This window comes from Nitrosovibrio sp. Nv17, assembly GCF_900119085.1.
Classification (GTDB): domain Bacteria; phylum Pseudomonadota; class Gammaproteobacteria; order Burkholderiales; family Nitrosomonadaceae; genus Nitrosospira.
Window position 1 is genome coordinate 33,758 of the sequence record NZ_FPIQ01000014.1, and the last position, 24,647, is coordinate 58,404.

Annotated in this window: 25 protein-coding genes; 20 read left to right on the forward strand and 5 right to left on the reverse strand. The window is 65.0% G+C overall.

Translation table 11 applies throughout. The annotated features are described in order from the left end of the window. Window positions 1-263 precede the first annotated feature (263 nt). A complete protein-coding gene (locus BT108_RS08995; protein ID WP_177257290.1) occupies window positions 264-1,148 on the forward strand; it encodes a helix-turn-helix domain-containing protein in 885 nt (294 codons plus the stop codon). 167 nt (window positions 1,149-1,315) lie between these two features. Here BT108_RS08995 and BT108_RS13830 read toward each other — a convergent pair whose 3' ends face one another. Next, a complete protein-coding gene (locus BT108_RS13830) occupies window positions 1,316-1,471 on the reverse strand; it encodes a hypothetical protein (RefSeq protein ID WP_177257291.1) in 156 nt (51 codons plus the stop codon). Window positions 1,472-1,494: 23 nt separating this feature from the next. Here BT108_RS13830 and BT108_RS09000 point away from each other — a divergent pair, with 23 nt between their 5' ends. The 9 genes from BT108_RS09000 to BT108_RS09040 all read left to right on the forward strand — a co-directional run bounded on the left by BT108_RS09000 (window position 1,495) and on the right by BT108_RS09040 (window position 10,237). Continuing rightward, window positions 1,495-2,151, forward strand: coding sequence for a hydrolase (locus BT108_RS09000; protein WP_072294209.1), 657 nt, complete (start codon window positions 1,495-1,497; stop codon window positions 2,149-2,151). An 81-nt stretch (window positions 2,152-2,232) separates the two neighbouring features. After that, window positions 2,233-2,925 carry a hydrolase gene (locus BT108_RS09005; protein ID WP_072294210.1) on the forward strand — a complete coding sequence of 231 codons (693 nt, stop codon included), beginning with the start codon at window positions 2,233-2,235 and terminating at the stop codon, window positions 2,923-2,925. Between the two features lie 130 nt (window positions 2,926-3,055). Continuing rightward, window positions 3,056-3,328, forward strand: a complete 273-nt coding sequence (locus BT108_RS09010) for a XapX domain-containing protein (RefSeq protein ID WP_072294245.1) — start codon at window positions 3,056-3,058, stop codon at window positions 3,326-3,328. Between the two features lie 216 nt (window positions 3,329-3,544). Next, on the forward strand, window positions 3,545-5,440 hold the full coding sequence (locus tag BT108_RS09015) for an amidohydrolase (protein WP_072294211.1): 1,896 nt from the start codon (window positions 3,545-3,547) through the stop codon (window positions 5,438-5,440). Window positions 5,441-5,454: 14 nt separating this feature from the next. Beyond that, window positions 5,455-5,910 carry a DoxX family protein gene (locus BT108_RS09020; RefSeq protein ID WP_072294212.1) on the forward strand — a complete coding sequence of 152 codons (456 nt, stop codon included), beginning with the start codon at window positions 5,455-5,457 and terminating at the stop codon, window positions 5,908-5,910. Continuing rightward, entirely contained in the window at window positions 5,886-7,502 is a 1,617-nt protein-coding gene (locus BT108_RS09025) for an MFS transporter (protein WP_072294213.1), read from the forward strand. The genes BT108_RS09020 and BT108_RS09025 overlap by 25 nt, the downstream gene beginning before the upstream one ends. Window positions 7,503-7,606: 104 nt before the next feature. After that, window positions 7,607-8,485, forward strand: a complete 879-nt coding sequence (locus tag BT108_RS09030; protein WP_072294214.1) for an alpha/beta fold hydrolase — start codon at window positions 7,607-7,609, stop codon at window positions 8,483-8,485. A 271-nt stretch (window positions 8,486-8,756) separates the two neighbouring features. Beyond that, on the forward strand, window positions 8,757-8,981 hold the full coding sequence (locus BT108_RS09035; RefSeq protein WP_072294215.1) for a type II toxin-antitoxin system Y4mF family antitoxin: 225 nt from the start codon (window positions 8,757-8,759) through the stop codon (window positions 8,979-8,981). After that, the gene (locus tag BT108_RS09040) at window positions 8,978-10,237 is read left to right on the forward strand and encodes a type II toxin-antitoxin system HipA family toxin (RefSeq protein WP_072294216.1); all 1,260 of its coding nucleotides are present in this window, start codon (window positions 8,978-8,980) and stop codon (window positions 10,235-10,237) included. Before BT108_RS09035 ends, BT108_RS09040 begins: the two co-directional genes overlap by 4 nt. Before the next feature lie 38 nt (window positions 10,238-10,275). Here BT108_RS09040 and BT108_RS09045 read toward each other — a convergent pair whose 3' ends face one another. The 3 genes from BT108_RS09045 to BT108_RS09055 form a co-directional block, all read right to left on the reverse strand. Beyond that, the gene (locus BT108_RS09045) at window positions 10,276-11,928 is read right to left on the reverse strand and encodes a tetratricopeptide repeat protein (RefSeq protein ID WP_072294217.1); all 1,653 of its coding nucleotides are present in this window, start codon (window positions 11,926-11,928) and stop codon (window positions 10,276-10,278) included. A 4-nt stretch (window positions 11,929-11,932) separates the two neighbouring features. Continuing rightward, the gene (locus BT108_RS09050; RefSeq protein ID WP_072294218.1) at window positions 11,933-12,673 is read right to left on the reverse strand and encodes a hypothetical protein; all 741 of its coding nucleotides are present in this window, start codon (window positions 12,671-12,673) and stop codon (window positions 11,933-11,935) included. A gap of 480 nt (window positions 12,674-13,153) precedes the next feature. Then, complete coding sequence (locus tag BT108_RS09055; RefSeq protein ID WP_177257292.1) at window positions 13,154-13,624, reverse strand: hypothetical protein; 471 nt, start codon at window positions 13,622-13,624, stop codon at window positions 13,154-13,156. Window positions 13,625-13,950: 326 nt separating this feature from the next. Here BT108_RS09055 and BT108_RS09060 point away from each other — a divergent pair, with 326 nt between their 5' ends. From BT108_RS09060 to BT108_RS09070, 3 genes are all read left to right on the forward strand, one after another. Further along, window positions 13,951-14,484, forward strand: a complete 534-nt coding sequence (locus tag BT108_RS09060; protein ID WP_072294219.1) for a DUF421 domain-containing protein — start codon at window positions 13,951-13,953, stop codon at window positions 14,482-14,484. Window positions 14,485-14,713: 229 nt separating this feature from the next. Beyond that, complete coding sequence (locus BT108_RS09065) at window positions 14,714-15,553, forward strand: OBAP family protein (RefSeq protein ID WP_072294220.1); 840 nt, start codon at window positions 14,714-14,716, stop codon at window positions 15,551-15,553. 6 nt (window positions 15,554-15,559) lie between these two features. Beyond that, on the forward strand, window positions 15,560-15,961 hold the full coding sequence (locus BT108_RS09070) for a DUF2892 domain-containing protein (RefSeq protein ID WP_072294221.1): 402 nt from the start codon (window positions 15,560-15,562) through the stop codon (window positions 15,959-15,961). A 134-nt stretch (window positions 15,962-16,095) separates the two neighbouring features. Here the strand turns inward: BT108_RS09070 and murA are convergent, their stop codons facing one another. Continuing rightward, window positions 16,096-17,346 (reverse strand): UDP-N-acetylglucosamine 1-carboxyvinyltransferase, encoded by a 1,251-nt coding sequence (gene murA / locus BT108_RS09075; protein ID WP_072294222.1) that lies wholly within the window; start codon window positions 17,344-17,346, stop codon window positions 16,096-16,098. A 161-nt stretch (window positions 17,347-17,507) separates the two neighbouring features. Between murA and BT108_RS09080 the strand changes: the two genes are divergently transcribed. The 7 genes from BT108_RS09080 (at window position 17,508) to panC (ending at window position 24,502) form a co-directional block, all read left to right on the forward strand. Further along, a complete protein-coding gene (locus BT108_RS09080; RefSeq protein WP_072294223.1) occupies window positions 17,508-17,897 on the forward strand; it encodes a Rid family detoxifying hydrolase in 390 nt (129 codons plus the stop codon). Between the two features lie 17 nt (window positions 17,898-17,914). Further along, a complete protein-coding gene (gene recG / locus BT108_RS09085; RefSeq protein ID WP_072294247.1) occupies window positions 17,915-19,996 on the forward strand; it encodes an ATP-dependent DNA helicase RecG in 2,082 nt (693 codons plus the stop codon). 283 nt (window positions 19,997-20,279) lie between these two features. Next, on the forward strand, window positions 20,280-21,674 hold the full coding sequence (gene pcnB / locus BT108_RS09090; protein ID WP_072294224.1) for a polynucleotide adenylyltransferase PcnB: 1,395 nt from the start codon (window positions 20,280-20,282) through the stop codon (window positions 21,672-21,674). A 5-nt stretch (window positions 21,675-21,679) separates the two neighbouring features. Then, on the forward strand, window positions 21,680-22,189 hold the full coding sequence (gene folK, locus BT108_RS09095) for a 2-amino-4-hydroxy-6-hydroxymethyldihydropteridine diphosphokinase (RefSeq protein ID WP_072294225.1): 510 nt from the start codon (window positions 21,680-21,682) through the stop codon (window positions 22,187-22,189). After that, complete coding sequence (locus BT108_RS09100) at window positions 22,186-22,827, forward strand: deoxynucleoside kinase (RefSeq protein ID WP_072294226.1); 642 nt, start codon at window positions 22,186-22,188, stop codon at window positions 22,825-22,827. The genes folK and BT108_RS09100 overlap by 4 nt, the downstream gene beginning before the upstream one ends. A gap of 38 nt (window positions 22,828-22,865) precedes the next feature. Then, window positions 22,866-23,657 carry a 3-methyl-2-oxobutanoate hydroxymethyltransferase gene (gene panB, locus BT108_RS09105; RefSeq protein ID WP_072294227.1) on the forward strand — a complete coding sequence of 264 codons (792 nt, stop codon included), beginning with the start codon at window positions 22,866-22,868 and terminating at the stop codon, window positions 23,655-23,657. 14 nt (window positions 23,658-23,671) lie between these two features. Next, window positions 23,672-24,502, forward strand: a complete 831-nt coding sequence (panC, locus tag BT108_RS09110; RefSeq protein ID WP_072294228.1) for a pantoate--beta-alanine ligase — start codon at window positions 23,672-23,674, stop codon at window positions 24,500-24,502. Window positions 24,503-24,647: the final 145 nt, after the last annotated feature.

Below are 24,647 nucleotides of genomic sequence, written 5' to 3' on the forward strand. Positions count from 1 at the left end.
GGCGGCCGCGATACCGATGACTTCCTTTTACCCTGGCGATGACTCGCCGTGATGCCTGCAGGGATGCAGGATCGCGATCCTCCGCATGAACATGGAAAATCCCGTCGAGACAAGCCGTGCAACAATCTTCCGGGAGAATGCCACTCCAGGCTGATCGCGCATGCGCGACGTGCGGAAAGGCCGTCTGAAGCATCGATTAATGGAGCTCCGCCACCTATAATGTCTGCTTCCACATAGTCATTCCGCTGACCGGAGAGGCATTCTTGAACGCGCGCATCGACCATCTGGATCCGCTGCCGGAGAACATGCTTGACATGTCGGTGTCTCGCCGTGCCTGGAGCGGCGTGAACGTCGATGTCACCACATTCCAATGCAATGGCCGCGTCATCCACCGGTTGAGCAACGATTCGGAAGCGCTCCTCAGTGTCGTGCTCGAGGAGATTGGAAGCGGCCGCTGCGAGCCGCGCCTGAGGGAGGGCAGCCCCTGTCCCATCGGCTACATGCCAAGGCACATGCTCTATGCCCCGGCCGGCATGGAAGTGTGGGGCTACAGTGCGGATACGCGCTACGTCAGGGATGCGAGCCTGACGTTCGATCTCCCGGAGCTCGGGGAGCGGCTTTCCACGAAATTCGATGTCTCGGCCATCTCCACGCCACGGCTGAGATTCGTGGACGACCGCATATGGACTTTGGTGAAACTGCTGGCAGACGCGGTGAACGATCCCGATCCGTCGATGCAGCTATACGGCGATGGACTGGCGACCGCGATTGCGGCGCGTCTCCTGTCATCTCCTCCGGAGATCGGCACGGACGCCAAGGGCCTGTCGCCATGGCAGCTGCGGCGTGTCCTGGAGTACCTGGACGCCAGCCTCCCCGACCACGTCGCCCTGGCGGATCTCGCTACCCTGTCGGGACTGTCGCAATGGCACTTCAGCCGGGCCTTCAAGGCCTCGACGGGCCTGGCTCCGTACCGCTGGCAACTGGAGGCGCGGCTGCGGCGGGCACAATCCTTGCTGCTCGACACAGCGGCGTCCCTCGAGCAGGTCGCCGAAGCGACGGGCTTTGCCGACGCCGTGCACTTCGGGAGGACGTTCCGCAGGATCGTCGGCGCCACGCCCGCCGTGTGGCGGAAAGTTCATAAGGATTGACCGAAAACCAGTAGCAAATTCAGACTGGCAATCGCAGAAACAGACAGTGCCTTCCATTCCGCTGCGTAGCATACTTGTTCGACCGGACAGGCGAGCGTAGCGGCACCGAGCGTTTGAAGACCCTCGCCTTCCCGGACCACCAAGTCCTGAAGGAATGAGATGAGCGCTCACGCCAGATATCTCTCGGAAGCCGTTTCGAGAGCGACGCACGCCACGCCGGCCCAGCGTGCAGCCCGGCCGCTGCCACCCGCCTGGATACCGCCCTTGGCGGGGGCGGCCGCATCCATGCTCACTTCGTTTTTCTCGACCCTGCCGGCATTCATGCCGCCCACCCAAGGAGTTTTCCATGCCCAAGACACCCAAGACCGGCCTCGACGCCCTGCTTCGCCCCGCCGACAGCATCCTTGTGCTGATCGACCACCAGCCGTACCAGTTCACCAACCTCAACAGCCATGAGCCGACGATGATCATCAACAACGTCGTCGGTCTGGCCAAGACGGCCAAGGTGTTCAACGTGCCGACGATCCTGACCACCGTCCTGGAGGAGCGCGGCGGCCACATCATCAAGGGCCTCCAGGACGTCTTCCCGGACCAGAAGCCGGTCGATCGCACGTTCATCAACGCCTGGGAGGATCCGAACGTCACCGGTCTGGTGAAGAAAAGCGGGCGCAGGCAGCTCATCCTCGCGGCGCTCTACACCGAGATCTGCCTCGCCATGCCGGCGATCCAGGCGCTTGACGAAGGATACGACGTGTTCATCGTCACCGACGCGTCGGGCGGTGTCTCGCGGGAAGCCCACGAAATGGCTGTGCGCCGCATGGTGCAGGCCGGTGCCGTGCCGGTCACCTGGATGGTGGTGCTGGGCGAATGGCAGCGCGACTGGGCGCGGGAGAAGACCGTAGCGGGTGTCGCAAATGCCATTCTCGAACACGGTGGCGCCAGCGCCGCTGCGTTTGCCTGGGAAATGCAGCTGCTTGCCGGCCGGGCTGCATCGGATCAATGAGCATGCCTGCCATCGCGCCGCCCGCCGCCGATACCGTTCCACGCCTTTGCAACCGCTCCCATCATCTGAAGGAGAAACATCATGTCCAGCACGTACCTTGAAATTCTGACCCCCCGTAACAGCCAGATCATCTTCATCGACCAGCAGCCGCAGATGGCCTTCGGCGTGCAGTCGATCGACCGCCAGCTGCTGAAGAACAACGTCGTGGGCCTGGCCAAGGCGGCAAAAATCTTCAGCATCCCGGCCACCATCACCACGGTCGAGACCGAAAGTTTTTCCGGCTACACCTATCCGGAACTGCTGGCCGTGTTCCCGGACAACAGGATTCTGGAGCGCACCTCGATGAACTCCTGGGACGACCGGAACGTGCGCGATGCGCTGGCCGCCAGTGCCGCCCAGGGCCGCAAGAAGATCGTGGTCTCGGGCCTGTGGACCGAGGTATGCAACACCACCTTCGCGCTGTCGTGCCTGCACGACACCGACTACGAGATCTACATGGTCGCCGATGCTTCCGGCGCCACCTCGTCGGATGCGCAGAAGTACGCGATGGATCGCATGGTCCAGGCTGGCGTCGTGCCGATGACCTGGCAGCAGGTGGTGCTGGAGTGGCAGCGGGACTGGGCCCACAAGGAGACCTACGACGACGTGATGGCCCTGGTGAAGGAGCACTCCGGTGCCTATGGCATGGGCGTGGACTACGCCTACACGATGATCCACAAGGCCCCCGAGCGCGTCCGGCACGGCGAGCGCATCGGCCCCAACCCGGCCCAGTAAGGCAGGCACAAGCAGCCGGGTGGAGGCCGCGGCCGCGGCACTGCCCGGCGCCTGGCGTCTACGCCGTCATGCCGCGCCTTGCGCCGGCCGCCAGGCGGTTGTGCGCACCACTATCTTGTTCGAGGTGAATATGAGGCTCTATGTATTGTCCCTGGGTGCCGGTTTGCTCGTCGGCGTCATCTACAGCCTGATGAGTGTCCGCTCTCCCGCGCCGCCGCTGGCTGCATTGATCGGCCTGCTGGGCATCCTCGTCGGCGAACAGATCATCCCGGTCGGCAAGCAATTGTGGAACGGCACCGCGTTCACTGCCGCCTGCGAGAAGACCCAGGCGACCCACCATGTATTCGGTCAATTGCCCGGCCGGAATGAGGTGGGGAGGGCCTCCGGAAAGGATCAGGCATGAGCCCGCCACGGCCACCCATCGAATCTGCGCATGGCGGCGCATGTTTGGTTGGCTGGATGGATGCACTTGAATCATCCATTGGAGTCAAACCCATGACATCCCGGCGCAAGGTTCTCGGCACCGCAACGACGCTGCGGCGCTGGCTCCGCATTGGCGCTGAACGGCGTCCTGGACCACGGTGCAGCCGCTGAAGCATTCAGAGAAGGAGAGTCCCCCATGTCCGATTCCGTCCCCGATATCATCTTCCACAACGCCCGGATCACGACGCTCGATCGCAGCAACCCCGTCGCCAGCGCCGTGGCGATCAAGAACGGCCGGTTCCTCGCGGTCGGCACGGATGCGGCGATCCTGCCCCTGGCCGGCGCAGGCACCCGGGTCGTCGATCTCAGGCGCCGCAACGTGCTGCCCGGTCTGTTCGACAACCATATCCACTTGGTGCGCGGCGGCCTGAACTACAACCTCGAACTGCGCTGGGATGGCGTGCGCTCGCTGGCCGACGCACTCGACATGCTCAGGCGCCAGGTCGCCATCACGCCCGCGCCGCAATGGGTACGCGTGGTGGGCGGCTTCACCGAACACCAGTTCGTGGAAAAACGCCTGCCGACCATTGCAGAAATCAATGCGATCGCCCCTGACACGCCCGTATTCCTGCTGCACCTGTATGACCGTGCGCTGCTCAATGGCGCTGCCCTGCGCGCCGTCGGCTACACCAGGGATACGCCCGAGCCGCCGGGCGGCCAGATCATCCGCGACGGCAATGGCAATCCCACCGGCCTGCTGCTGGCCAGGCCCAACGCGATGATTCTTTATTCCACGCTGGCCCAGGGGCCGAAGCTGCCGTTCGACTATCAGGTCAACTCGACTCGGCACTTCATGCGCGAACTCAACCGCCTGGGCGTGACCGGCGTGATCGACGCGGGCGGCGGTTTCCAGAACTACCCGGAAGACTACGAGGTCATCCGGAAGATGGCCGACGAAGGACAGATCACCGTTCGCCTGGCCTACAACCTGTTCACGCAGAAGCCCAAAGAGGAAAAAGAGGATTTCCTGAAATGGACGTCCAGCGTGGAATACAAACAGGGTGACGACTACTTCCGCCACAACGGCGCCGGTGAAATGCTGGTGTACTCGGCCGCCGACTTCGAGGACTTCCGTGTCGAGCGCCCGGATATGCCGCCGGAAATGGAAGGCGAACTGGAAGAAGTGGTGCGCGTGCTGGCGGAGAACAAGTGGCCCTGGCGTCTGCACGCCACCTATGAGGAAACCATTACGCGCGCGCTGGACGTGTTCGAGAAGGTCAACCGGGACATCCCGTTGCAGGGCATCAACTGGTTCTTCGACCACGCCGAGACGATCTCCGACAGATCCATCGACCGCATCGCCGCGCTGGGCGGCGGCATCGCTGTGCAGCACCGCATGGCCTATCAGGGCGAATACTTCGTCGAGCGCTATGGTGCCCGCGCCGCCGAAGCCACGCCGCCTGTCAAACGCATGCTCGAACAGGGCGTCAAGGTCTCTGCCGGCACCGATGCCACCCGCGTGGCCTCGTACAACCCCTGGGTGTCGCTGTCGTGGATGATCACCGGCAAGACGGTCGGCGGTCTCGGCCTGTATCCGCGGCGCAACCTGCTCGACCGCGAGACGGCGCTGCGCATGTGGACCGAGAACGTGGCCTGGTTCTCCAACGAGGAAGGCAAGCGCGGCCGCATCGAGGCCGGCCAGTTCGCCGATCTGATCGTGCCGAGCGACGACTTCTTCAGCGTCCCCGAGGACGAGATTTCCTTCCTGACCTCGCGCTTGACCGTGGTAGGTGGCAGGATCGTCTACGGCGATGGCGAATTTGCTGCGCTGGACGACAATCCGCTGCCGCCGGCCATGCCCGACTGGTCGCCCACGCGCACCTTCAGGGGCTACGGTGCCTGGGGCGAGCCGGAGGGCGCAGGCAGGAACTCGCTGGCACCGCTGCATGCCCAGGCCGTCGCTTCCTGCGGATGCGCCAGCGCCTGCGGCCTGCACGGCCATGACCATGCGCGAGCCTGGGCATCCGGCGCGCCGGCGTCGGATCTGAAAGGATTCTTTGGCGCCCTGGGCTGCTCCTGCTGGGCCGTGTAACGGCACCCCGCCCCATGGCAACGCTCGACCTTTGCAAGCTGGGCACCGCCGTGCACCCGGTTTTCGGCAGCCGCGCCGTGCGCTTCATCGCCTATCTGGGCTTGTGTGCGGCGTACCTGCAAGGCGGACTGGTCAAGCTCACCGATTTTCCCGGTGCGATCGCCGAAATGACCCATTTCGGCCTGTCGCCGGCGCCGCTGTTCGCGGTTGCGGTGATCGTGCTTGAACTGGGAGCTTCCGTGCTGATCCTCACGGGACGGCTGCGTTGGCTCGGGGCACTGGGACTGGCGGGCTTTACCCTACTGGCCACCGGCCTTGCTCTGCGTTTCTGGGAGTTGCCGGCCGGGCAGGAACGCTTCATGGCCGCCAATTCGTTCTTCGAGCATCTTGGACTGATCGGCGGCTTCCTGCTGGTCGCTTGGCTGGATTTGCAGGAGAAACGGACATGGCGGACAGGATCACTGCATTGAACGAATCATCGGGCAACTTCGCACCCTTGCGGCAAACCCTGTTCGCAGTGCTCTGGGTAGCAACCGTGATCGGCAATACCGGCAGCTTCATCCGCGACGTTGCCAGCGCGTGGCTGATGACCGATCTGTCCACGTCTCCCGCAGCCGTGGCGCTGGTGCAGGCCGCAGCGACATTGCCGGTGTTCCTGCTGGCAATTCCCGCCGGCGTGCTGGCTGATGTTCTCGATCGGCGCAAATTCCTGATCGGCATCCAGCTCCTGCTGGCCAGCACCAGCATCAGCCTGATGCTGCTGTCGGCTGCGGGACTTCAGTCGGTGGCATCGCTGGTCGCACTGACCTTTCTCGGCGGCATCGGCGCGGCACTGGCGGGCCCGACCTGGCAGGCCATCGTACCTGAATTGGTCCAGAAGAAGGATCTCAAGAGTGCGGTGGCACTCAACTCGCTGGGCATCAACATCGCGCGGGCCATCGGTCCGGCGCTGGGTGGGCTGATCCTTGCCAGCATGGGCGCGGCCTTCACTTATGGCGTGGATGTCGTCAGCTATCTATTCGTCGTGGCCGCCCTGTTGTGGTGGCCGCGTCCGACAACCGGACAGGATGCGCTGTCCGAGCGTTTCGCCGGTGCCTTCCGTGCCGGGCTGCGCTATGCCCGCGCCAGCCGCGAACTGCACGTGGTGCTGCTGCGCGCCTTCCTGTTCTTCGCGCTGGCCAGTTCGGTCTGGGCGCTGCTGCCGCTGGTGGCGCGCCAGTTGCTGGGCGGCGGCGCGGGCTTCTATGGCATCCTGCTCGGGGCGGTCGGCCTCGGGGCGATCAGCGGTGCAGTCGTCATGCCACGCCTGCGCGCCCGCCTGGACGCCGACGGCGTGCTGTTGCTGGCCGCGCTGGCGACGGCGGCGGTAATGGCGTTCCTGTCCGTCGCCCCGCCGCAGTGGGCGGCGGTGGCGGCGCTGCTGGTGTTGGGCATGGCCTGGATCACTGCACTGACCACCCTCAATGGCGTGGCCCAGGCGATCCTGCCGAACTGGGTGCGCGGGCGTTCGCTGGCGGTGTACCTGACCGCGTTCAACGGTGCCATGACTTTGGGCAGCCTGAGCTGGGGTGCGGTTGCGCAATGGACCTCGGTGCCGTTCACCCTGTTGGCCGGTGCGGCCGGGCTGGCGCTGGTCGGCCTGGCGGCTCACCGGATCAAGCTGCCGGCGGGCGAAGCCGACCTGATGCCCTCGAACCACTGGCCCGAGCCGCTGACGGCTACACCTGTCGAAAACGACCGTGGCCCGGTGCTGATCCAGATCGAATACCGGATCGCGGCGCCGGATCGCGCTGATTTCCTCAAGGTGCTGGCCCGGCTGTCCGCCGAACGACGACGCGATGGCGCTTATGCGTGGGGCATCGCTGAAGATACCGCCGACCCCGGCCTGATGCTCGAATGGTTCCAGGTCGAGTCGTGGGCTGAACATCTGCGCCAGCACAGGCGGGTATCCGGGGCCGATGCCGATATTCAGGAAGACGTACTGCGCTTTCATCAAGGGGAGCAGCGTCCCGTGGTGCGCCATTTCCTGGCGTTCAACAATCCGCATGAAGGACGCGCATAGGCGGCGGAATGACATCGTCAAGGCTGTCGCGCACACGGTGAGTTGACCGCTCTGATTGACTGAACATATTGACGCTCCGTTTTCACACTATCGAGGAATGAACGATGACGACACGCTACGGGTTTCGACGAGTCGGCGAGGTCGACGTGTTCTATCGCGAGGCGGGGCCGGGCGACGCGCCGCTGATCCTGCTGCTGCATGGCTTCCCAACCGCCAGCCACATGTTCCGCGACCTGATCCCTCTCCTCGCTGACCGCTTCCGGCTCATCGCACCGGACCTGCCCGGTTTCGGACAGACCCAGGCGCCGCCGCGCGGGACGTTCGATTACACGTTCGACCGCCTTGCCGACGTGATCGAGGGTTTCACCGACGCCATGTCGCTTGATCGATACGCGCTCTACATCTTCGACTACGGCGCACCTGTGGGCCTGCGTCTGGCGATGCGCCAGCCCGAACGGATGTCCGCGATCGTCTCGCAGAACGGCAACGCCTACGTCGAGGGATTCAGCGACGCATGGGGGCCGTGGAAGGCCTACTGGCGTGAGCCGAGCGCAGCAAACCGGGAAGCCTGCCGACCCTCGCTCGCGCCGGACACGATCCGGAACTGGCAATATGGCACCGGAGCCGATCCCAGCCGCTTGTCGCCCGACGGCTACGAACTCGACATCGCCTACATGGCGCGGCCGGGCGTGGAGGAAATCCAGCTCGATCTGATCCTCGACTACCGCAGCAACGTCGCGCTCTATCCGGCCTTCCAGTCCTACTTCCGCGAGCACCGTCCGCCGCTTCTCGCCGTCTGGGGGCGTCATGATCCGGCGTTTCTACCCGCCGGCGCCGCCGCCTATCAGCGCGATCTTCCGGATGCGAGGGTTCATCTGCTCGACGCCGGGCACTTCGCGCTGGAGACGCATGCGCAGGAGGTGGCAACTTTGATCCGCGCATTCCTCGACAGCGCGATCGACCCCGCCACGGTAACAATCTAGTGCCCGTTATTGCAGTAACAGGCACCAGGTGCAGGGCGAAGCCTGCTGCGAGACCAGCGCCTCGCACCTGACCGGAATCTCTTCATTGACCGCCGCAGCCTGCCTGAGCGCCGTCGGGAGGATGCCGACGGAAGCGCAGCCGTGCTTGAGTCTGGGCAGTCTATTGAGGAACGCGGCCTCCGCTCCGCATGCGATCCGTGAAAATCCCGATCGGGATTTTTTATGCAACCCCGGCTGACTTCATGATAAGATCATCCCGAAAGGGGTGAAAATGCAGTCCATAAACGACTCGACAGCCTTGGGCGCCGTGATCCGCGCCGAGCGCAAACGCCAGAAACTCACGCAGGAACAACTGGCGGCACTGGCGGGCGTGGGCATTCGCTTTGTCCGTGAACTGGAGCAGGGCAAGGAGAGCTGCCGGATCGGCCTCGCCTTGGCCGTGCTGCGTACGCTTGGCCTGTCGGTCAACGTGGCCGGACGCGGAGATGACGCATGACCCGCACACTGGATGCTTATCTGCACGACCGCAAGGCCGGCCAGCTTGTCCAGTCCGAAAATGGACAGCTGGCGTTTACATACGACGTCGACTATGTGGCGGAATCGGGGCCGCCGATTTCCGTCTCGATGCCATTGCGGCAAGAGATCTATGACGACGGTACCGTGCGCCCGTATTTTTCCGGCCTGCTCCCCGATGAGCGTGCCCGCAGCCGCCTGGCGGCAGCGCTTGGCATATCCCCTGGAAACGCCTTCGGGCTGCTCGAGATCATCGGTGGCGAATGCGCAGGGGCGCTCTCGCTCATACCCGAGGGGGCGGATTTGCCGGATCCCTCATCCGACGAACCCGAACCACTCGATGAAGGACGCCTGGCCAGGCTCCTGGCAACGCTGCGCGTGCGCCCCCTGCTGGGAGGCGAGGAAGGCGTGCGCCTGTCGCTCGCGGGCTCCCAGGACAAACTGGCCGTACGCGTCGCAGATGGCATGATAGCGCTCCCCAGAAACGGTCACCCAACCACCCACATTCTCAAACCCTTCATTGCAGGGCTGGAAGGCACCGTCGAAAACGAAGTGTTCTGCATGCGCCTTGCCGCTCGTATGAGGCTGGACGCACCGGCCGTCACGAAGGCGACGGCCGGAGGAATCGATTTTATCCTGGTGGAGCGATATGACCGTCTGCAGGAGAAAGACGGCGTCATTCGCAAGCTGCATCAGGAAGATTTCTGCCAGGCACTCGCGATTCCACCCGAACTCAAGTATGAAGACGAGGGCGGCCCGGGCATTGCGCGTTGCCAGAACCTCATTCAGCGCCATACGGCCCGCCCTGCGGCCGACCGGCTGGTCTTCCAGAAGATGCTGATCTTTCACTACCTGGTTGGCAACGCGGATGCGCACGCCAAGAACTGTTCACTGCTCTACCGCAGCCCGACGCCGGAACTGGCCCCACTCTACGATGTCGTCTGCACGGCGGCCTATCCGCATCTGTCCAGGAACCTGGCGATGAAAATCGGCGGCCGTGCGGTTCCCGACACCCTCCAGCTCGAGCACTGGCACACGATAGTGCTCCCGACACCGCCCGCCCGGCGCATGCTGTCGGCAACCCTGCGGCACATGGCGCAGGCGATAGGGCCGGAGGCCGACAGGCTCCTGGAAGAAATGGATGCGGAAGGTATCCATCATCCCATCCTGAAAATCATCCGGAGAATCATCGCGACGCGCGCCAGCCATGTCATGCGGGTGACGGAAAAAATGGAATGACCGCCACGGGACGCCCCGGGCCGGGTCAGTCTGCGTGATCAGGAGCTAGCCCTCCGGATCGCCTCCCCGAGGAAAGCATCCCTGTCCTCCCCCCACACCCCGACAACCGCCAACGCCACGTCTGCATAGCTTCGAGCGGCCGGGAAGGATTCGGCGAACGGCAGGGCGGTGGCCAGCGCTTCCCGGGCACAGGCCAGCGATCTTTCACGGTCCGGCACGGCCTCCAGATAGAATATGCCCAGATTCACCAGCGTCCTCACCACCTCCGGCTCATAGGCCTGCGGGTGGGCCTCTGCCAGGCGGCGGTAGATCGCCAGCGCCTCTTCGTACCCCGCTGCGGCGGCAGCAAAATCGTTGCTGGCCTGCTGCAGTATTGCCAGGTTGTTCAGCGTCATCGCCACGTCCCACGCATAGGCCTGCGGGTGGGCCTGTGCCAGGCGGCGGCGGATCACCAGCGCCTCTTCGTACCCCGCCGCGGCGGCGGCAAGGTCGTTCATGGCCTGTTGCAATAGCGCCAGATTGTTCAGCGTCTCCGCCACGTCCGGTTCATAGGCCTGCGGGTGGGTCTCTGCCAGGCGGCGGCGGATCGTCAGCGCCTCTTCGTACCCCGCTGCGGCGCCGGCAAGATCGTTCATGGCTTTCTGCAAATTCGCCAGGTTGTTCAGCGTCGTCGCCACCTTCGGCGCGTAGGCCTGTGGGTGGGCCTGCGCCAGGCGGCGGTAGATCGCCAGCGCCTCTTCGTACCCTGCCGCGGCGGCAGTATGATCGTTGCCGGCCTGCTGCAATACCGCCAGGTTGTTCAGCGTCATCGCCACATACGGCGCGTAGACCTGCGGGTTGGCCTCTGTCAGGCGGCGATAGATCGCCAATGCCTCTTCGTACCCCGCCGCCGCGGCGGCCAAGTCGTTGTTGTCCTTCTGCAATCCCGCCAGATTGTTCAGCGTCGCCGCCACATACGGCTCGTAGGCCTGCGGGTCGGCCCGCGCCAGACGGCGGTAGTATTCCAGGGCTTCTCCATAGAGGGGAAGAGCAGCGGCGAACTGGTTGTGCTCGTGCAGAAAATACGCATAGGCAAAGGTGTTGTCGGCCGTATGGGCTGCTTCCAGGGAGCGCTGGAAGTATTCCAGGGTCTTGCCGTAGCGGTCGGACAGCGTGAAATCCACGGCGGTCAGGCGCGCCAGGATCAGGAATTCGTTGGCCTTGTCGGCCAGGCGTGCCTCATTTTCCTCCTGCCGGGCCTGCAGCATTCGCTTCCGGTCGAGCAGGGCATCCAGCTCGCTGCCCATCTCCCCCGCGTCCAGGATGGTCCGCGCCTCTGGATAACGACCCGCTTCGAAGTGCTGGCGGGCAACCCGCAGGCGCTCGGTGTTGAGCGGAATCCGGGTGAAGGTCTCGGCGAGGCGCATCACCTCGTGCTTCAGGTCGTCGAGCTTCTTCCGCACTTCGCTGCGCTGCGCGTCCAGCCGCAGCAGGTCTATCCTGAAATCCTCGTCGTCCGGGTATCGTTCCATTTTCCCCCGGACCCTGGAAAACTGCTCGTTCAGGCCGTCCAGCTGGCCTTTCAGATCCTGATACGAAATGGAGTAGTGGTAGTTGGTGATCTTCTGCCCGCCGACGATGACGTCGCCCCCCGCGGTCACCGTGGAGCCGGCAATGGTGTTCTCGGAGTTCTCGACCCTTACTCCGTCCACCGGCTTATTTCCCGATGCCGCGGGGATGGTCGCCGAGGATGACATCGCCCCCGGCGTTGATGGTGTTTCCGGCTACGGTATTTTTGCTGTGGCTGACGCTGATCGTCCTGTCCCCGCCCGGCTCGGGCGGGTCGGGCCGGAACTCGATGAATCCGCCCGTCGCCAGTTTATCGAGTTGCCGGTTGAAGTGGAACTTTAGCGCATCGACGTTCTCGTAGCGGGTCGGGAAATGGCCCAGTTCCTTCAGTTTGTCCTGGAATGCCCAAAGGCTCGTCAGATCCGCTCTTTCGGCACTGCCGGTGCTAATTTTTGTGTCCTTGAAGTAGGTGAAGATGTGCGGCTTGCGGGTGGCCTGAAACTGCCCGAAGGCCGTCTCGAACTCTTCCGCGGTGTACCTGCCGACCTTGGTCGCGAACAGCATGACGAAAAGGTCGCATTCGCGGATCGCCTTGTTGTACTCGTCCTGCAGCCGGGTCCGGGACATGGCGTCCAGAAAATCCTCCCAGACGATGAGGTCGATGAAAACACCCTTGCCGACCCAGTCCCCGTTTTTGCGACTGATGAGGATCTCGAACTGCTCCCTGTCCTCCTTCAGTTCGGAAGAAGAGGCCAGGAACAGCTTCTTTCTCTGAAGATTCGATGCGTCGGACATTGCCGCTCTCCTGTCGATGGCGATCGGACCGGTTGTTCCCGGCCAGACGCCGGCGTGCGCATGACGGATGCCACCCCGGAACACGTCCAGCATCGACTCCTTTTCCTCCACGGATGCGCAGGCGCGCTCCCACACCGCCGGGAAACCCCGGGCGACGCATTCCCATCGTCATTATAGGGAATATAAGGATGACTTCAAGAAGAGATCGTGCGGATGTGCCCACACGGGGGCGGGAACGGGAAGCGCCTGTCTATGGGGAAGCGCGTAGCTATGGCGTAGTGCCGGAGAAACTCAACGACAGACAAGGATTGCAGGGATGTTCGCCGACCCTACCTGCAGGGGTGTTGCCCAGACGCCCAGACGAATTGAGGTCAGAACGGCAGCGTAGGCCCTGTTCAGGAGACCGGGCATGTACCGGGGCATGGGATCAGTGCCGTTCGGTTATCCAACCGGAGGTCAGGGATCAGGGGAAGGAGTTCACAACCGGCAATCGTTGACATGCACACAGTACCCGCCTTGCCGATGGGGTGGGTGTGCTTTCATCCAGGTGTGGCCCACCCGGCCTGCGCCCGTTCAGAGCTTGCCCGAGCCGCTGTCGTTCCAGTTCATGGAGCCGGAGTTGCGCGCCTTCTCCTGCCGCTCATCCCGCTGCTGGGCAGGGGCGTCCTGCGCAAGCTTCTCCGCCATCCTCCCATGGTACGAGGCCTGCTGGATCGTCTCTTCCATGGCCCGCTCGTACTTGTGCAGCAGCGCCGAGGTGTGCGACTGCAGATCCTGCGCACGCCTGCCGTAGATGTAGCTCTTCTCCTCGTACTGCGACAGCAGCTGCCTCTGCTCTTCCACCTTCGCCTGCAGCTTCTCGGCGCTGCTCCGGTACTGCCTCGCCAGGCGGTCGTGGTCGGCGGCCGTCCGGGCATGCTGCGCCGCCCGATCCAGATCGACGCCGTGCGCCTCGAACCCGCCCGTCTGCGCACAGGATGCGAGGAACCCAAGCATGAACGCCACTGCGATCAGTCTTCCCTTTCCTGCCGTGCCTGTCTTCATGATGGCGATTGATCCGAATACAGTTGGAGTGACCTTATCCTATGCCGCTCCATCCCCCACGTATATTGGGGAAACCCCGGTTTTATGCTAAGAAAAACCCTTAGATTTCAAGGCCGGCCCTCCCATTTCCCGGGCCCGCGATGCGCGGGAGCAGGGCAAAGCGTGTGCTGCCGCACGGAATCCGGTCACGGGGGCGCCTATCTTCCAGATTGCCACCCTGCAGGAGCCCTTCCTGAAGCCATGAAACCCACGCGCCGCCCTGCCCGCCCCCTCCCCTGCGGCCTGCCCGTCCGGCGCCACGGCGCATTCTCGCTTCCTGTCATGTGATGCCGCCGATCGACTGGGAAAGCGTCTTCCATTTCTCGGTCCACCCCGTCGAGATGATCGTGCGGGGTACCGCCATCTACTGGTTCATATTCCTGATCTTCCGCTTCCTGCTGCGCCGCGACATCGGGGCCATCGCCGTGACGGACGTGATGCTGCTGGTCCTCATCGCGGATGCCGCCAGCAACGGCATGTCGGGCAACTATGATTCCGTCACCGACGGCTGCGTTTTGGTCGCCACCATCGCCGGATGGAACTATGCCCTGAACTGGATGAGTTTCCATTTCTCCGTCGCCCGCCGCCTGCTGCAGCCGCCTCCGCTCGCATTGGTGCGCAATGGCAAGGTTCAGCGCAGGGCCATGCGCCAGGAACTGATCACCATGGAAGAGCTGAAATACAAGCTGCGGGAACAGGGCGTGGAAAACCTCGACGAGATCAGGATCGCCTACCTGGAAGAAGACGGGGAAATCAGCGTGCTGCAGCATGACCGCTCCCCGCCTGGACGATCGCCCGGTTCGCGCACGCCGGTTCCCTGAAAATTTCCCTTGCAGGCCTTTCCCGGCGGGGTGCACCGGATTCCCCGGTTTGTACGATGGCGTACGGAACATTGCGCGGGATTTGAGCATAGTGAGGCACACTGCCTCCCCGCGCCCGACGGCGTATGGTGCTCACGCCGATATCGGGCCCGACGCGCCTGCCGTCGATTGGAGCGCCGCTCTTCCGAACACCTGACGGCATGCGCCCTCAACCCATCGGGAATCCCAAATGAACATCTACCGTGCCAGATCGACGACTCTTTCCGCTTCCCTTTTCCTGGCCATGGCCGTGATCGTCCCCCCGGCCCGCGCCGGGGACACTTCCGTCCCGCCGGCCCGGCCGGATGCCAGGCTCCCATCGCTGGAGAGGAAACTGCAGGAGGCAAGCGCCCGATTCCTGCAGAGCAACACCCCCATGAAGCCCTTCGAGCTCTACCTGGTCGGCTTCCATCCAATGAAGGATCGCCCCGACATCCAGATGGAGGCGCACCACTACTGCCACCAGGTGAACGAGGACTTCGCGCAGTGCGTGCTGTTCGATGGCAATACCAAGGACGCCAACCTGAACGGCGTGGAATACATCATTTCGGAAAAGCTGTTCGAAACCCTGCCGGCGGAGGAAAAGAAATACTGGCACCCGCACAATGGCGAGATCCTGTCCGGGCAACTCGTGGCGCCAGGCATTCCGGAAGCGGCGGAGCGGTCGTTCATGGAGAAGCAGATGAACAGCTACGGCAAGACCTGGCACTTCTGGAACACGGGCGGGGAGCATGCGCCCCGCGACAGGCTGCCCCTGGGCGACCCCAGCCTGGGCTGGTCCTTCAACCGGGAGGGGGAGGCCCAGCCCGGACTGATCGAGGCGCGCGACCGGAAGCTGAAAGTGGACAGCAACGAACTCCGCAGGAAACGCACCGGCCTCGAAAAAAGTGCCAGGCCCCAATCCGGGGTCGATGCCCTGAAGGACAAGTTCGATCGCTCCACGCGAGCCATCCCGGGCGTGGTGGACAAGGGAGAGGCGAAGAGCCGCAGCGATGGCGTTTCCACCGAAAGAAAGAATGATGGAGGATAGGAAATAATGACGAATACATCGAAGGAAGCGGATCGCATCCGGCGCTCCACCGCCGCGCACCTGAATCGGAAGATAGACCGCCGGACCGACCGCAACATCGAGCTGTACGGCGGCAGCGGAGCGGAACTCGTGCGGAAGCGCGTCGAGGAGCTGGACCGCGAATGGGACATCGAGCGGGTGCTGGAAACCAACGCTTCGGCACTGGCCCTGACCGGCCTGCTGCTCGCCACCACGGTCGACCGCAAATGGCTGCTGCTGCCGGGAGTGGTGATGGCATTCCTGCTGCAGCATGGCATACAGGGATGGTGTCCTCCCCTGCCCCTGTTCCGCCGTCTCGGTGTGCGCACGCGGGGAGAGATCGATCGGGAAAAATATGAATTGAAGGCGGCAGGCGGAATGCTGGAGTGATGGGCCCGATCCGCGCGCCGCACCCGGGGGATGAAATGTCGACGGCCGCGGGGAGGCCGCTGCCGAACGGCATTTCGCCGTCGTGACAGGGCGGTTCAAAACGCATCGGCCCGGGCGATGCGGCCCGGATGCCGTCAGCCCGCCCGCCGGATCTGCGCCCCCAGGGTGACCAGCTTGTCCTCGATGCGCTCATAACCGCGGTCGAGGTGGTAGATGCGGTCGACCACCGTCTCGCCCCGCGCGATCAGCCCCGCCAGCACCAGGCTGGCGGAAGCGCGCAGGTCGGTGGCCATGACATTGGCACCATCCAGGGCGGGGACGCCGCGCACGATCGCGGTATTGCCCTCCACCTGGATGTCGGCGTTCATGCGCTTGAGTTCCTGCACGTGCATGAAGCGGTTCTCGAATATGGTTTCAGTGATGACGGCGGTGCCGTCGGCGACGCTGTTCAGCACCATGAACTGCGCCTGCATGTCGGTGGGAAAGGCCGGATAGGGCGCGGTGCGCAGGCTCACGGACTTCAGCGGATTGTTCATCTTCAACCGTATCCAGTCCGCTCCGGATTCGATGGCGGCGCCCGCCTCCAGCAGCTTGTCCAGCACCGCGTCGAGCGTGTGGGGACAGGTGTCGGCGAGATGAATCTCGCCGCCGCTGGCGGCGGCGGCCACCAGGAAGGTGCCGGTCTCGATCCGATCCGCCATGATGCGATGGGTGGCGCCCTGCAGCCGCTCCACGCCCTCGACGGTGACGACGTCGCTGCCCACCCCGTGGATCTTCGCGCCCATCGCCGTCAGGCAATCGGCGAGATCCTGCACCTCGGGTTCGTGCGCCGCGTTCTCCAGCACGGTCGTGCCGTCCGCCAGCGCCGCCGCCATCATCAGGTTCTCGGTACCGGTCACGGTGACGATGTCCATGATGATGTGCGCGCCGGTGAGACGCTTCGCCCGCGCATGGATGTAGCCATGGCTGATCTCGATCTCCGCGCCCATCGCCTGCAGGCCCTTGATGTGCTGGTCCACCGGGCGCAGGCCGATGGCGCAGCCGCCGGGCAGCGACACCCGCGCTTCCCCGGTGCGCGCCAGCAGGGGGCCCAGCACCAGGATCGCGGCACGCATGGTCTTCACCATCTCGTAGGGAGCGACCGGATGGAGCAGGCGGACGGCGGCCAGGCCGGTTTCCACGGCGCCCTGCACCACGTCGACCCCCATCTGCCGCAGCAGCTTCAACATGGTGGTCACGTCGTTGAGGCGGGGAACGTTCTCGAGCACCAGCGTCTCTTCGGTGAGCAGCGAGGCGCACAGGATGGGCAGGGCGGCATTCTTCGCGCCGGAAATGCGGACCTCGCCCGACAGCGGCGCGCCCCCTCGTATGATCAGTTTTTGCATGCAGGCGGTCTTGTTCTATGTGTGGCTGCAGTCGCCGCGCAGCATGCGGGCGATGGGGCGATTGAATTATGCGTGCGTTCCCTTCATCATATCGCAAAATGCCGCAGGCGCACGAATCCGGATTCTCGCATTTCAAACCCCACCCTACCCGAGGAGATTGCATGACGAAACAGACGATCCATACCGACGAAGCTCCCCAGGCCATCGGCACCTATTCGCAGGCGATACGCGTCGAGGGCGGCGCCACCGTCTATCTCTCCGGCCAGATCGGCCTGGATCCGGCCACCATGCAGATGGCAAGCGGGATCGACGGGCAGATCCAGCAGGTTCTGCGGAACCTGCAGGCCGTGGCGGCGGCGAGCGGCGGCGGGCTGGGCGATATCGTCAAGCTGAACGTCTATCTCATCGATCTGGCAAATTTCCATAAGGTCAACGAAGCGATGGCGGGCTACTTCAGCCAGCCCTACCCGGCGCGCGCGGCGATCGGCGTGGCGGCGCTGCCGCGTGGCGCGCTGGTGGAGATGGATGCGGTGCTGGTACTGCAGGGGTGAAGGATGGCGGCGACGTCATGCCGGACGCCGCCCCCCATTCCGGCAGCGCGAGCCTGCGGGAAAAGCTCGGCAAGCTGGGCATCGACGACGAATCCGGCCTGATCCTGCACCTGCCGCTGCGCTACGAGGACGAAACGCACCTCCATCCGATCCACGATCTGCCCGAGGGCCGCACGGTGCAGGTCGAGGGCGTCATCACGCGCAGCGAGATCGCCTATCGTCCGCGGCGCCAGCTGGTATGCCGGGTGGAGGACGGCAGCGGCGCGCTCACCATGCGCTTTCTCAATTTCTACGGCAGCCAGGCCAGGGCATACGTCGCCGGCAGGCGGGTCCGGCTGCTGGGGGAAGCGCGCTCCGGCTTTTTCGGCATCGAGATGGTGCATCCCAGGTGCCGCATCGTCGGCGAGCAGGAACCGCTGGCGGATGCCCTGACACCGGTCTACCCGACGACGGCGGGCCTTTCCTCGGAAACGCTGCGCAGGCTGATCCGGCAAATGCTGCAGCGGCGGGAGGACGACGGCGACCCGCAACGGCATCTCGGCGAGACGCTGCCCGATGCCGTCCTGCAGCGCCACCAGCTCCAGGGTTTCCGGGAAAGCGTGCTGTTCCTGCACCAGCCACCCCCGGATGCACGGGTCGACTCCCTGCGGGAACGCACGCATCCCGCCTGGCGGCGGATAAAATTCGACGAATTGCTGGCCCAGCAGCTGTCGATGCGCCTGCACCATCGCCAGCGCAGGACCCATCATGCCCCGCCGCTTCCCGCCAAAGGCAGCCTGACCGGAGCGCTGCTCGACTCCCTGCCGTTCGCGCTCACCGGGGCCCAGGAAAGGGCATACGCCGAGATCGGCCGCGATCTCGCCGCCGACCATCCCATGCAGCGCCTGCTGCAGGGCGACGTGGGGTGCGGCAAGACCATCGTCGCCGCGCTGGCGATCTCGCAGGCGATCGAGAACGGCTACCAGGCGGCATTGATGGCCCCCACCGAGATCCTGGCGGAGCAGCACCACCGCAAGCTCACCGACTGGCTGGGTCCGCTGCTCGCCCCCCTGGACGCCGCGATCGTCCGCCTGTCCGGCGGCCAGAAGAAAAAACAGCGGCAGGCCGCGCTCGCGGCCATCGGCGAGGAGCGCGCCCTGCTGGCCGTCGGCACGCATGCGCTGTTCCAGGAAATGGTCGGGTTCGGCAGGCTGGGGCTGGCCATCATCGACGAACAGCACCGTTTCGGGGTGCACCAGCGCCTGACGCTGAGGATGAAGGGCGCCACGGGCGGCACCATGCCGCACCAGCTGATGATGAGCGCCACGCCCATCCCGCGCACGCTCTCCATGAGCTATTACGCCGACCTGGACGTATCGGTGATCGACGAGCTCCCCCCCGGCAGAAGCCCCGTGGCGACCCGGCTGGTGGCGGATACGCGCCGCGGCGAAATCATCGAACGCGTCCGGGAAGCCTGCCGCGAGGGGAAGCAGGCCTACTGGGTGTGTCCCCTGATCGAGGAATCGGAAGCCCTGCAGCTCAAGACGGCCATTGAAACCCACGAGACGCTGAAGCAGGAGTTCCATGACCTGAAAATCGGCCTGGCGCACGGCCGGCTCCCGCCGCGGGAGAAGTCCGCGGTAATGGAGGCGTTCCAGCGAGGCGAGATCCAGCTGCTGGTCGCCACCACGGTGATCGAGGTGGGAGTGGACGTGCCCAACGCCTCGCTGATGGTGATCGAGCATGCGGAACGCATGGGGCTGTCGCAACTGCACCAGCTGCGGGGGCGGGTGGGACGGGGGTCGGAGACCAGCGTGTGCATCCTGCTCTACCAGAAACCCTTGTCCGCCACGGCCCGGGAACGGCTCAGGATCATCTTCGAGCACCACGACGGCTTCGAGATCGCCCGCCGGGATCTGCAGCTGCGCGGCCCCGGCGAGTTCCTGGGCGCCCGCCAGAGCGGCGTGCCGATGCTGCGGTTCGCCGACCTGGAGCGCGACGCGGACCTGCTCGACGCCGCCCGCGCCGCCGCCGAGGAACTGCTGGGCAGCCACCCGGCATCCGCGAACCGTCACATCCAGCGCTGGCTGGGCCGCAAGAGCGAATACCTGAGGGCATGAACCGGCTGCCGGCCCCGCGCGTCGAGAGCGACCAATTGCGGTACGGCGTGTATAATCGGCAATCAGGCCGCCGACCGCCATCCATTGCCTTTCACGAAGATCCCGGATTCCGAACATCGCCCGCAACCCCGCCATCCATCCGGCAGGCTCCCCTGGAGGAAGCCGCACGACCTCGCACGGAGCCGGATCCGCCGCGGCAGCACGCCGTGCGTGTCCCGCATGATCCGCCTCCGGCGCTTACGGAAGGCTCGCGGCGCCCTGCCCGCGTTCCTCGACCGCCGCCATGATCCGTAAATTCCTCAGACAGGTATTTGGTCTCAAGCCGCCTTCGGCGGCTCCCGCATCCCGGCCGCCGGACGGGGTGCGGGTCATTCCGCGCAGCCGGCACGGCATCGCCCGCGGCCAGATCCACGCCTGCGCCCTCAAGGTGACGTCGGGGCTGCAACAGGCCGGGTACGCCGCCTTCGTCGTCGGCGGCGCGGCGCGCGACCTCCTGTTGGGGCTGGATCCGAAGGACTTCGACGTGGCGACCAGCGCGACGCCCGAGGAAGTCCGCGCCCTCTTCCGCCGCTCGCGCATCATCGGCCGGCGCTTCCGCCTGGTGCATGTCATGTGCGGCATGGAAACGGTTGAAGTCTCGACCTTCCGCGGAGATATGTCGCCGGACGCGGATGGAGAAACTGTCGCGGGCGTGCACGCCGACGAACACGGACGCCTGCTGCGCGACAACACCTTCGGCAGCCAGGAAGAGGACGCGAGGCGGCGCGACTTCACCGTCAACGCGCTGTTCTTCGATCCCGAGCGCGAGGAAATCCGGGACTACCTGAACGGCTACGAGGATCTCCAGGCCAAACGCCTGCGCATCATCGGCGACCCCGCCCGGCGCTACCGGGAAGATCCGGTGCGGATGCTGCGGGCGGTGCGCCTTGCGGCCAAGCTCGGCTTGCAGATCGACCCGGATACCGCCGCGCCCATCGGCGACCTGGCGCCGCTGCTGCGGAACGTGCCGCCCTCCCGCCTGTTCGACGAGATGCTGAAGCTCCTGCTGTCGGGCCATGCCCTGGCCTGCGTGGTCGAGCTGCGCACGCGCGGCCTGCATCACGGGCTGCTGCCGATGCTGGACGTGCTGCTGGAACAGCCGCTGGGGGAACGCTTCATCACCCTCGCGCTCAGGAACACGGATGAGCGCGTGCGCCAGGACAAGCCCGTGTCCCCCGGTTTCCTGTTCGCCGCCCTGCTGTGGCACGAGGTGCTGGCGACGTGGAATCGCCGCCAGGCCGCGGGAGAAAAGACGATTCCCGCGCTGCACCAGGCCATGGAGGATGTCCTGTCGATTCAGAACAAGCAACTCGCGATCCCGCATCGCTACGACGCCGTCATGAAGGAGATCTGGGCCATGCAGCCCCGCTTTGCCGGCCGGTCGGGGCGCCGGCCGTTCCGCCTGCTGGAGCATCCGCGCTTTCGTGCCGCCTACGACTTCATGCTGCTGCGCTGCGAGAGCGGCGAACTGGAGACGGAGCTCGGCACCTGGTGGGACACCTTCCAGCATGCCAATCCAGGAGCGCGCGAGGCCATGCTGCTCAAGGACGAAACCCCGAAAAAGCGCAGCCGCAGCCGGCGCCGCCGCAAATCCGGGCCGGAGGGTGCGGCGCATCACGCTACCGACATGGCGAAATAGCATCCATGCCATCCACCGCCGCACAGCCCGCCCACCAGGCCTATGTCGCACTGGGCAGCAACCTGGACGACCCGGCCTCCCACGTGCGCAGGGCGTTCGGCGAGCTGGCCGCCCTGCCGGCCAGCCGCCTGCTGGCGTGCTCGGCGCTGTATCGCAGCGCACCGGTGGGGCCAGCGGACCAGCCCGACTTCATCAACGCGGTGGCGCGCATGGCGACGGACCTGACGCCCGTGGGCCTGCTCGCGGCGCTCCTCGCCATCGAGCAGGCCCACGGGCGCGTGCGCGCCGCCCGCAATGCGCCACGCACGCTGGATCTGGACATCCTGATGTACGACGACCTGTGCTGCAGCGAACCCGAACTGATCCTGCCGCACCCGCGCATGCACCAGCGGGCATTCGTGTTGCGCCCCCTGGCGGAGATCGCGCCGGACTGCCGCGTTCCCGGACGGGGGATGGCGGTAGAATTGCTGGCCGCCTGCGTGGGACAGGTGGCGGAACCGGTGCAGAGCGAATGAAACTGGAAGCATGCCGCTACATCGTGGTCGAGGGACCCATCGGTGCGGGGAAGACCAGCCTGGCGCGGCGCATGGCGGATCACCTGAACGGGATGCTGCTGCTGGAGAAACCCGCCGAGAACCCGTTCCTCGAAAAATTCTACGGCGACATCCCGCGCTACGCGCTGCCCACGCAGCTGTTCTTCCTGTTCCAGCGAGCCGACCAGTTGCGCGGCTTCACGCAGCTCGACATGTTCACGCATCTCACCATCGGCGATTTCCTGCTGGACAAGGATCAGCTGTTCGCCGGGCTCACGCTCAACGATGCGGAACTCGACCTGTACCGGACGATCTATCACCATCTGCGGCCCCAGGTGGCGCCTCCCGACCTGGTGATCTACCTGCAGGCCTCCCCCTATGTCCTGGCGGAACGGGTCAGGCAGCGGGGACATGCCTTCGAGGCCGGCATCTCCCTGCAGTACCTGTGGAAGCTGGCCGAGAGCTATACGCGCTTCTTCCATCGCTACCAGGACGCGCCGGTCATGATGATCAACAGCGAAAACCTCAATTTCGTGGACAGCCAGGACGACTTCGACCTGCTGCTGCAGCAGATCGAGCTGATGCGCGGTCCGCGGGAATACTTCAACCGCGGCGCCTGATCGGCCGGCGCCGACCGCACCACACAGGGAGTCCAAGGATGCGCACGACACAAAGCGACCTACAGAAAATGCGCGATGCGGGCGAGAAGATCGCCATCCTCACCTGCTACGACGCAAGCTTCGCCGCCCTGCTGGAAGACGCCGGCGTCGACGTCCTGCTGGTGGGCGATTCGCTGGGCAACGTGTTCCAGGGCGAGGAAACCACGCTCCCGGTCACCCTGGACGACATGATCTACCACACCCGCTGCGTGGCGCGCGGATCGCGCCAGGCGTTCATCATGACCGACATGCCGTTCGGAACGTCCCAGGTGAGCCCCGAGGACACCTTCGAGCATGCCGCCGAGCTGATGGCCGCAGGCGCCAACATGGTCAAGATCGAGGGCGGCAGCCTCATGGCGCCGACCGTCGAATTCCTCATCCGGCGCGGTATCCCGGTGTGCGCCCACATCGGCCTCACGCCGCAGTCGGTCAACCAGCTGGGGGGCTATACGGTACAGGGCAGGACCGGGCCGCAGGCGAAGCTGCTGCTGGACGACGCGGTGGCGCTGGAAAAGGCAGGGGCCGGCATGCTGCTGATGGAAGTGGTGCCCGCCGCCCTGGCCGCGCGGATCACCCGGAGGCTCTCCATCCCCACCGTCGGCATCGGCGCCGGCCCGGACTGTTCCGCGCAGGTGCTGGTGCTCTACGACATGCTGGGCATCTATTCGGGAAAGAAGGCCCGGTTCATGAAAAATTTCATGGTGGATGCCAACGGCCTGCGCGACGGCGTGGAGCGCTACGTCAAGGCGGTCAAGGCCGGGGAATTTCCGGCGCCGGAGCACGCATTCTGACCGGCGAACCGGGCATGGACGTCATCACCGACATTCCCTCCCTGCGCCGCCGGCTCGGGCGCGAGCGCTCCGTCGCCTTCGTGCCCACCATGGGAGGACTGCACGCCGGCCACCTGTCCCTGGTGCGGATCGCGCGGCAGCAGGCGGAGTGCGTGGTGGCCAGCGTCTTCGTGAACCGCCTCCAGTTCCTGCCGGGTGAAGATTTCGACCGCTACCCGCGCACCCTGGGAGAAGACTGCCGGTTGCTGCAGGAACAGGGAGCGGACGTCGTGTTCACGCCCGATGAAGCCGGCATCTACCCCGTCAGGCAGGAATTCATGCTGCAGCCCCCTCCCGTGGCGGAGGCGCTGGAGGGACGCTTCCGGCCCGGATTCTTCCGCGGCGTCGCAACCGTGGTATTGAAGCTGTTCAACATCGTGCAGCCCCGGGTGGCGGTCTTCGGAAAAAAGGACTACCAGCAGCTGCATCTCATGTGCGAACTGGTGCGGCAGCTCAACCTGCCCATCGAGATCGTCGGCGGCGAGACCGTGCGTGCGCCGGACGGCTTGGCCCTGAGCTCGCGCAACCGCTACCTGAATAATGACGAACGCATGGAAGCGGCGCGCCTCCACCGCACCCTGCTATGGATCAGGCGGGAAATCGAGGCGGGCGGCTGCGACCTCGACACGCTGCAGCGGCGGGCGGAAGACGAGCTGAACGCCCACGGCTGGAAGACGGACTACGTCGCGATATGTCGAGGAGATACGCTGGCACCGGCGGCCGTGGATGACGAAAGCATTATTATACTGGCGGCGGCATGGCTGGGCAGCACCCGGCTGATCGACAATCTGGAGGCATCTTACTGAATCCGGCTGCCGCACCCGCGCAGGCACGCCTCCCCAGCAGAACGTCCGCGCCATCATTGATTGAATATATAATTTAATCAATCAATTATCCCAGGCTCCCGGTTTACGCCCTGCTCCGCGCGCGTTCCTCGTCTCCATTTGGAGA

Excerpts from the sequence above, each read along its gene's own strand:
- BT108_RS09015 (WP_072294211.1), top strand. The coding sequence starts at position 3,545 with ATGTCCGATTCCGTCCCCGATATCATCTTCCACAACGCCCGGATCACG.
- BT108_RS13830 (WP_177257291.1), bottom strand. The coding sequence starts at position 1,471 with ATGAATGCCGGCAGGGTCGAGAAAAACGAAGTGAGCATGGATGCGGCC.
- BT108_RS09035 (WP_072294215.1), top strand. The coding sequence starts at position 8,757 with ATGCAGTCCATAAACGACTCGACAGCCTTGGGCGCCGTGATCCGCGCC.
- BT108_RS09020 (WP_072294212.1), top strand. The coding sequence starts at position 5,455 with ATGGCAACGCTCGACCTTTGCAAGCTGGGCACCGCCGTGCACCCGGTT.
- BT108_RS09030 (WP_072294214.1), top strand. The coding sequence starts at position 7,607 with ATGACGACACGCTACGGGTTTCGACGAGTCGGCGAGGTCGACGTGTTC.
- BT108_RS09000 (WP_072294209.1), top strand. The coding sequence starts at position 1,495 with ATGCCCAAGACACCCAAGACCGGCCTCGACGCCCTGCTTCGCCCCGCC.
- BT108_RS09065 (WP_072294220.1), top strand. The coding sequence starts at position 14,714 with ATGAACATCTACCGTGCCAGATCGACGACTCTTTCCGCTTCCCTTTTC.
- panC (WP_072294228.1), top strand. The coding sequence starts at position 23,672 with ATGGACGTCATCACCGACATTCCCTCCCTGCGCCGCCGGCTCGGGCGC.
- BT108_RS09025 (WP_072294213.1), top strand. The coding sequence starts at position 5,886 with ATGGCGGACAGGATCACTGCATTGAACGAATCATCGGGCAACTTCGCA.
- panB (WP_072294227.1), top strand. The coding sequence starts at position 22,866 with ATGCGCACGACACAAAGCGACCTACAGAAAATGCGCGATGCGGGCGAG.
- BT108_RS09040 (WP_072294216.1), top strand. The coding sequence starts at position 8,978 with ATGACCCGCACACTGGATGCTTATCTGCACGACCGCAAGGCCGGCCAG.
- BT108_RS09050 (WP_072294218.1), bottom strand. The coding sequence starts at position 12,673 with ATGCTGGACGTGTTCCGGGGTGGCATCCGTCATGCGCACGCCGGCGTC.
- recG (WP_072294247.1), top strand. The coding sequence starts at position 17,915 with ATGCCGGACGCCGCCCCCCATTCCGGCAGCGCGAGCCTGCGGGAAAAG.
- BT108_RS09005 (WP_072294210.1), top strand. The coding sequence starts at position 2,233 with ATGTCCAGCACGTACCTTGAAATTCTGACCCCCCGTAACAGCCAGATC.
- pcnB (WP_072294224.1), top strand. The coding sequence starts at position 20,280 with ATGATCCGTAAATTCCTCAGACAGGTATTTGGTCTCAAGCCGCCTTCG.
- BT108_RS09080 (WP_072294223.1), top strand. The coding sequence starts at position 17,508 with ATGACGAAACAGACGATCCATACCGACGAAGCTCCCCAGGCCATCGGC.
- BT108_RS09100 (WP_072294226.1), top strand. The coding sequence starts at position 22,186 with ATGAAACTGGAAGCATGCCGCTACATCGTGGTCGAGGGACCCATCGGT.
- murA (WP_072294222.1), bottom strand. The coding sequence starts at position 17,346 with ATGCAAAAACTGATCATACGAGGGGGCGCGCCGCTGTCGGGCGAGGTC.
- BT108_RS09055 (WP_177257292.1), bottom strand. The coding sequence starts at position 13,624 with ATGAAGACAGGCACGGCAGGAAAGGGAAGACTGATCGCAGTGGCGTTC.
- folK (WP_072294225.1), top strand. The coding sequence starts at position 21,680 with ATGCCATCCACCGCCGCACAGCCCGCCCACCAGGCCTATGTCGCACTG.
- BT108_RS09010 (WP_072294245.1), top strand. The coding sequence starts at position 3,056 with ATGAGGCTCTATGTATTGTCCCTGGGTGCCGGTTTGCTCGTCGGCGTC.
- BT108_RS09070 (WP_072294221.1), top strand. The coding sequence starts at position 15,560 with ATGACGAATACATCGAAGGAAGCGGATCGCATCCGGCGCTCCACCGCC.
- BT108_RS09060 (WP_072294219.1), top strand. The coding sequence starts at position 13,951 with ATGCCGCCGATCGACTGGGAAAGCGTCTTCCATTTCTCGGTCCACCCC.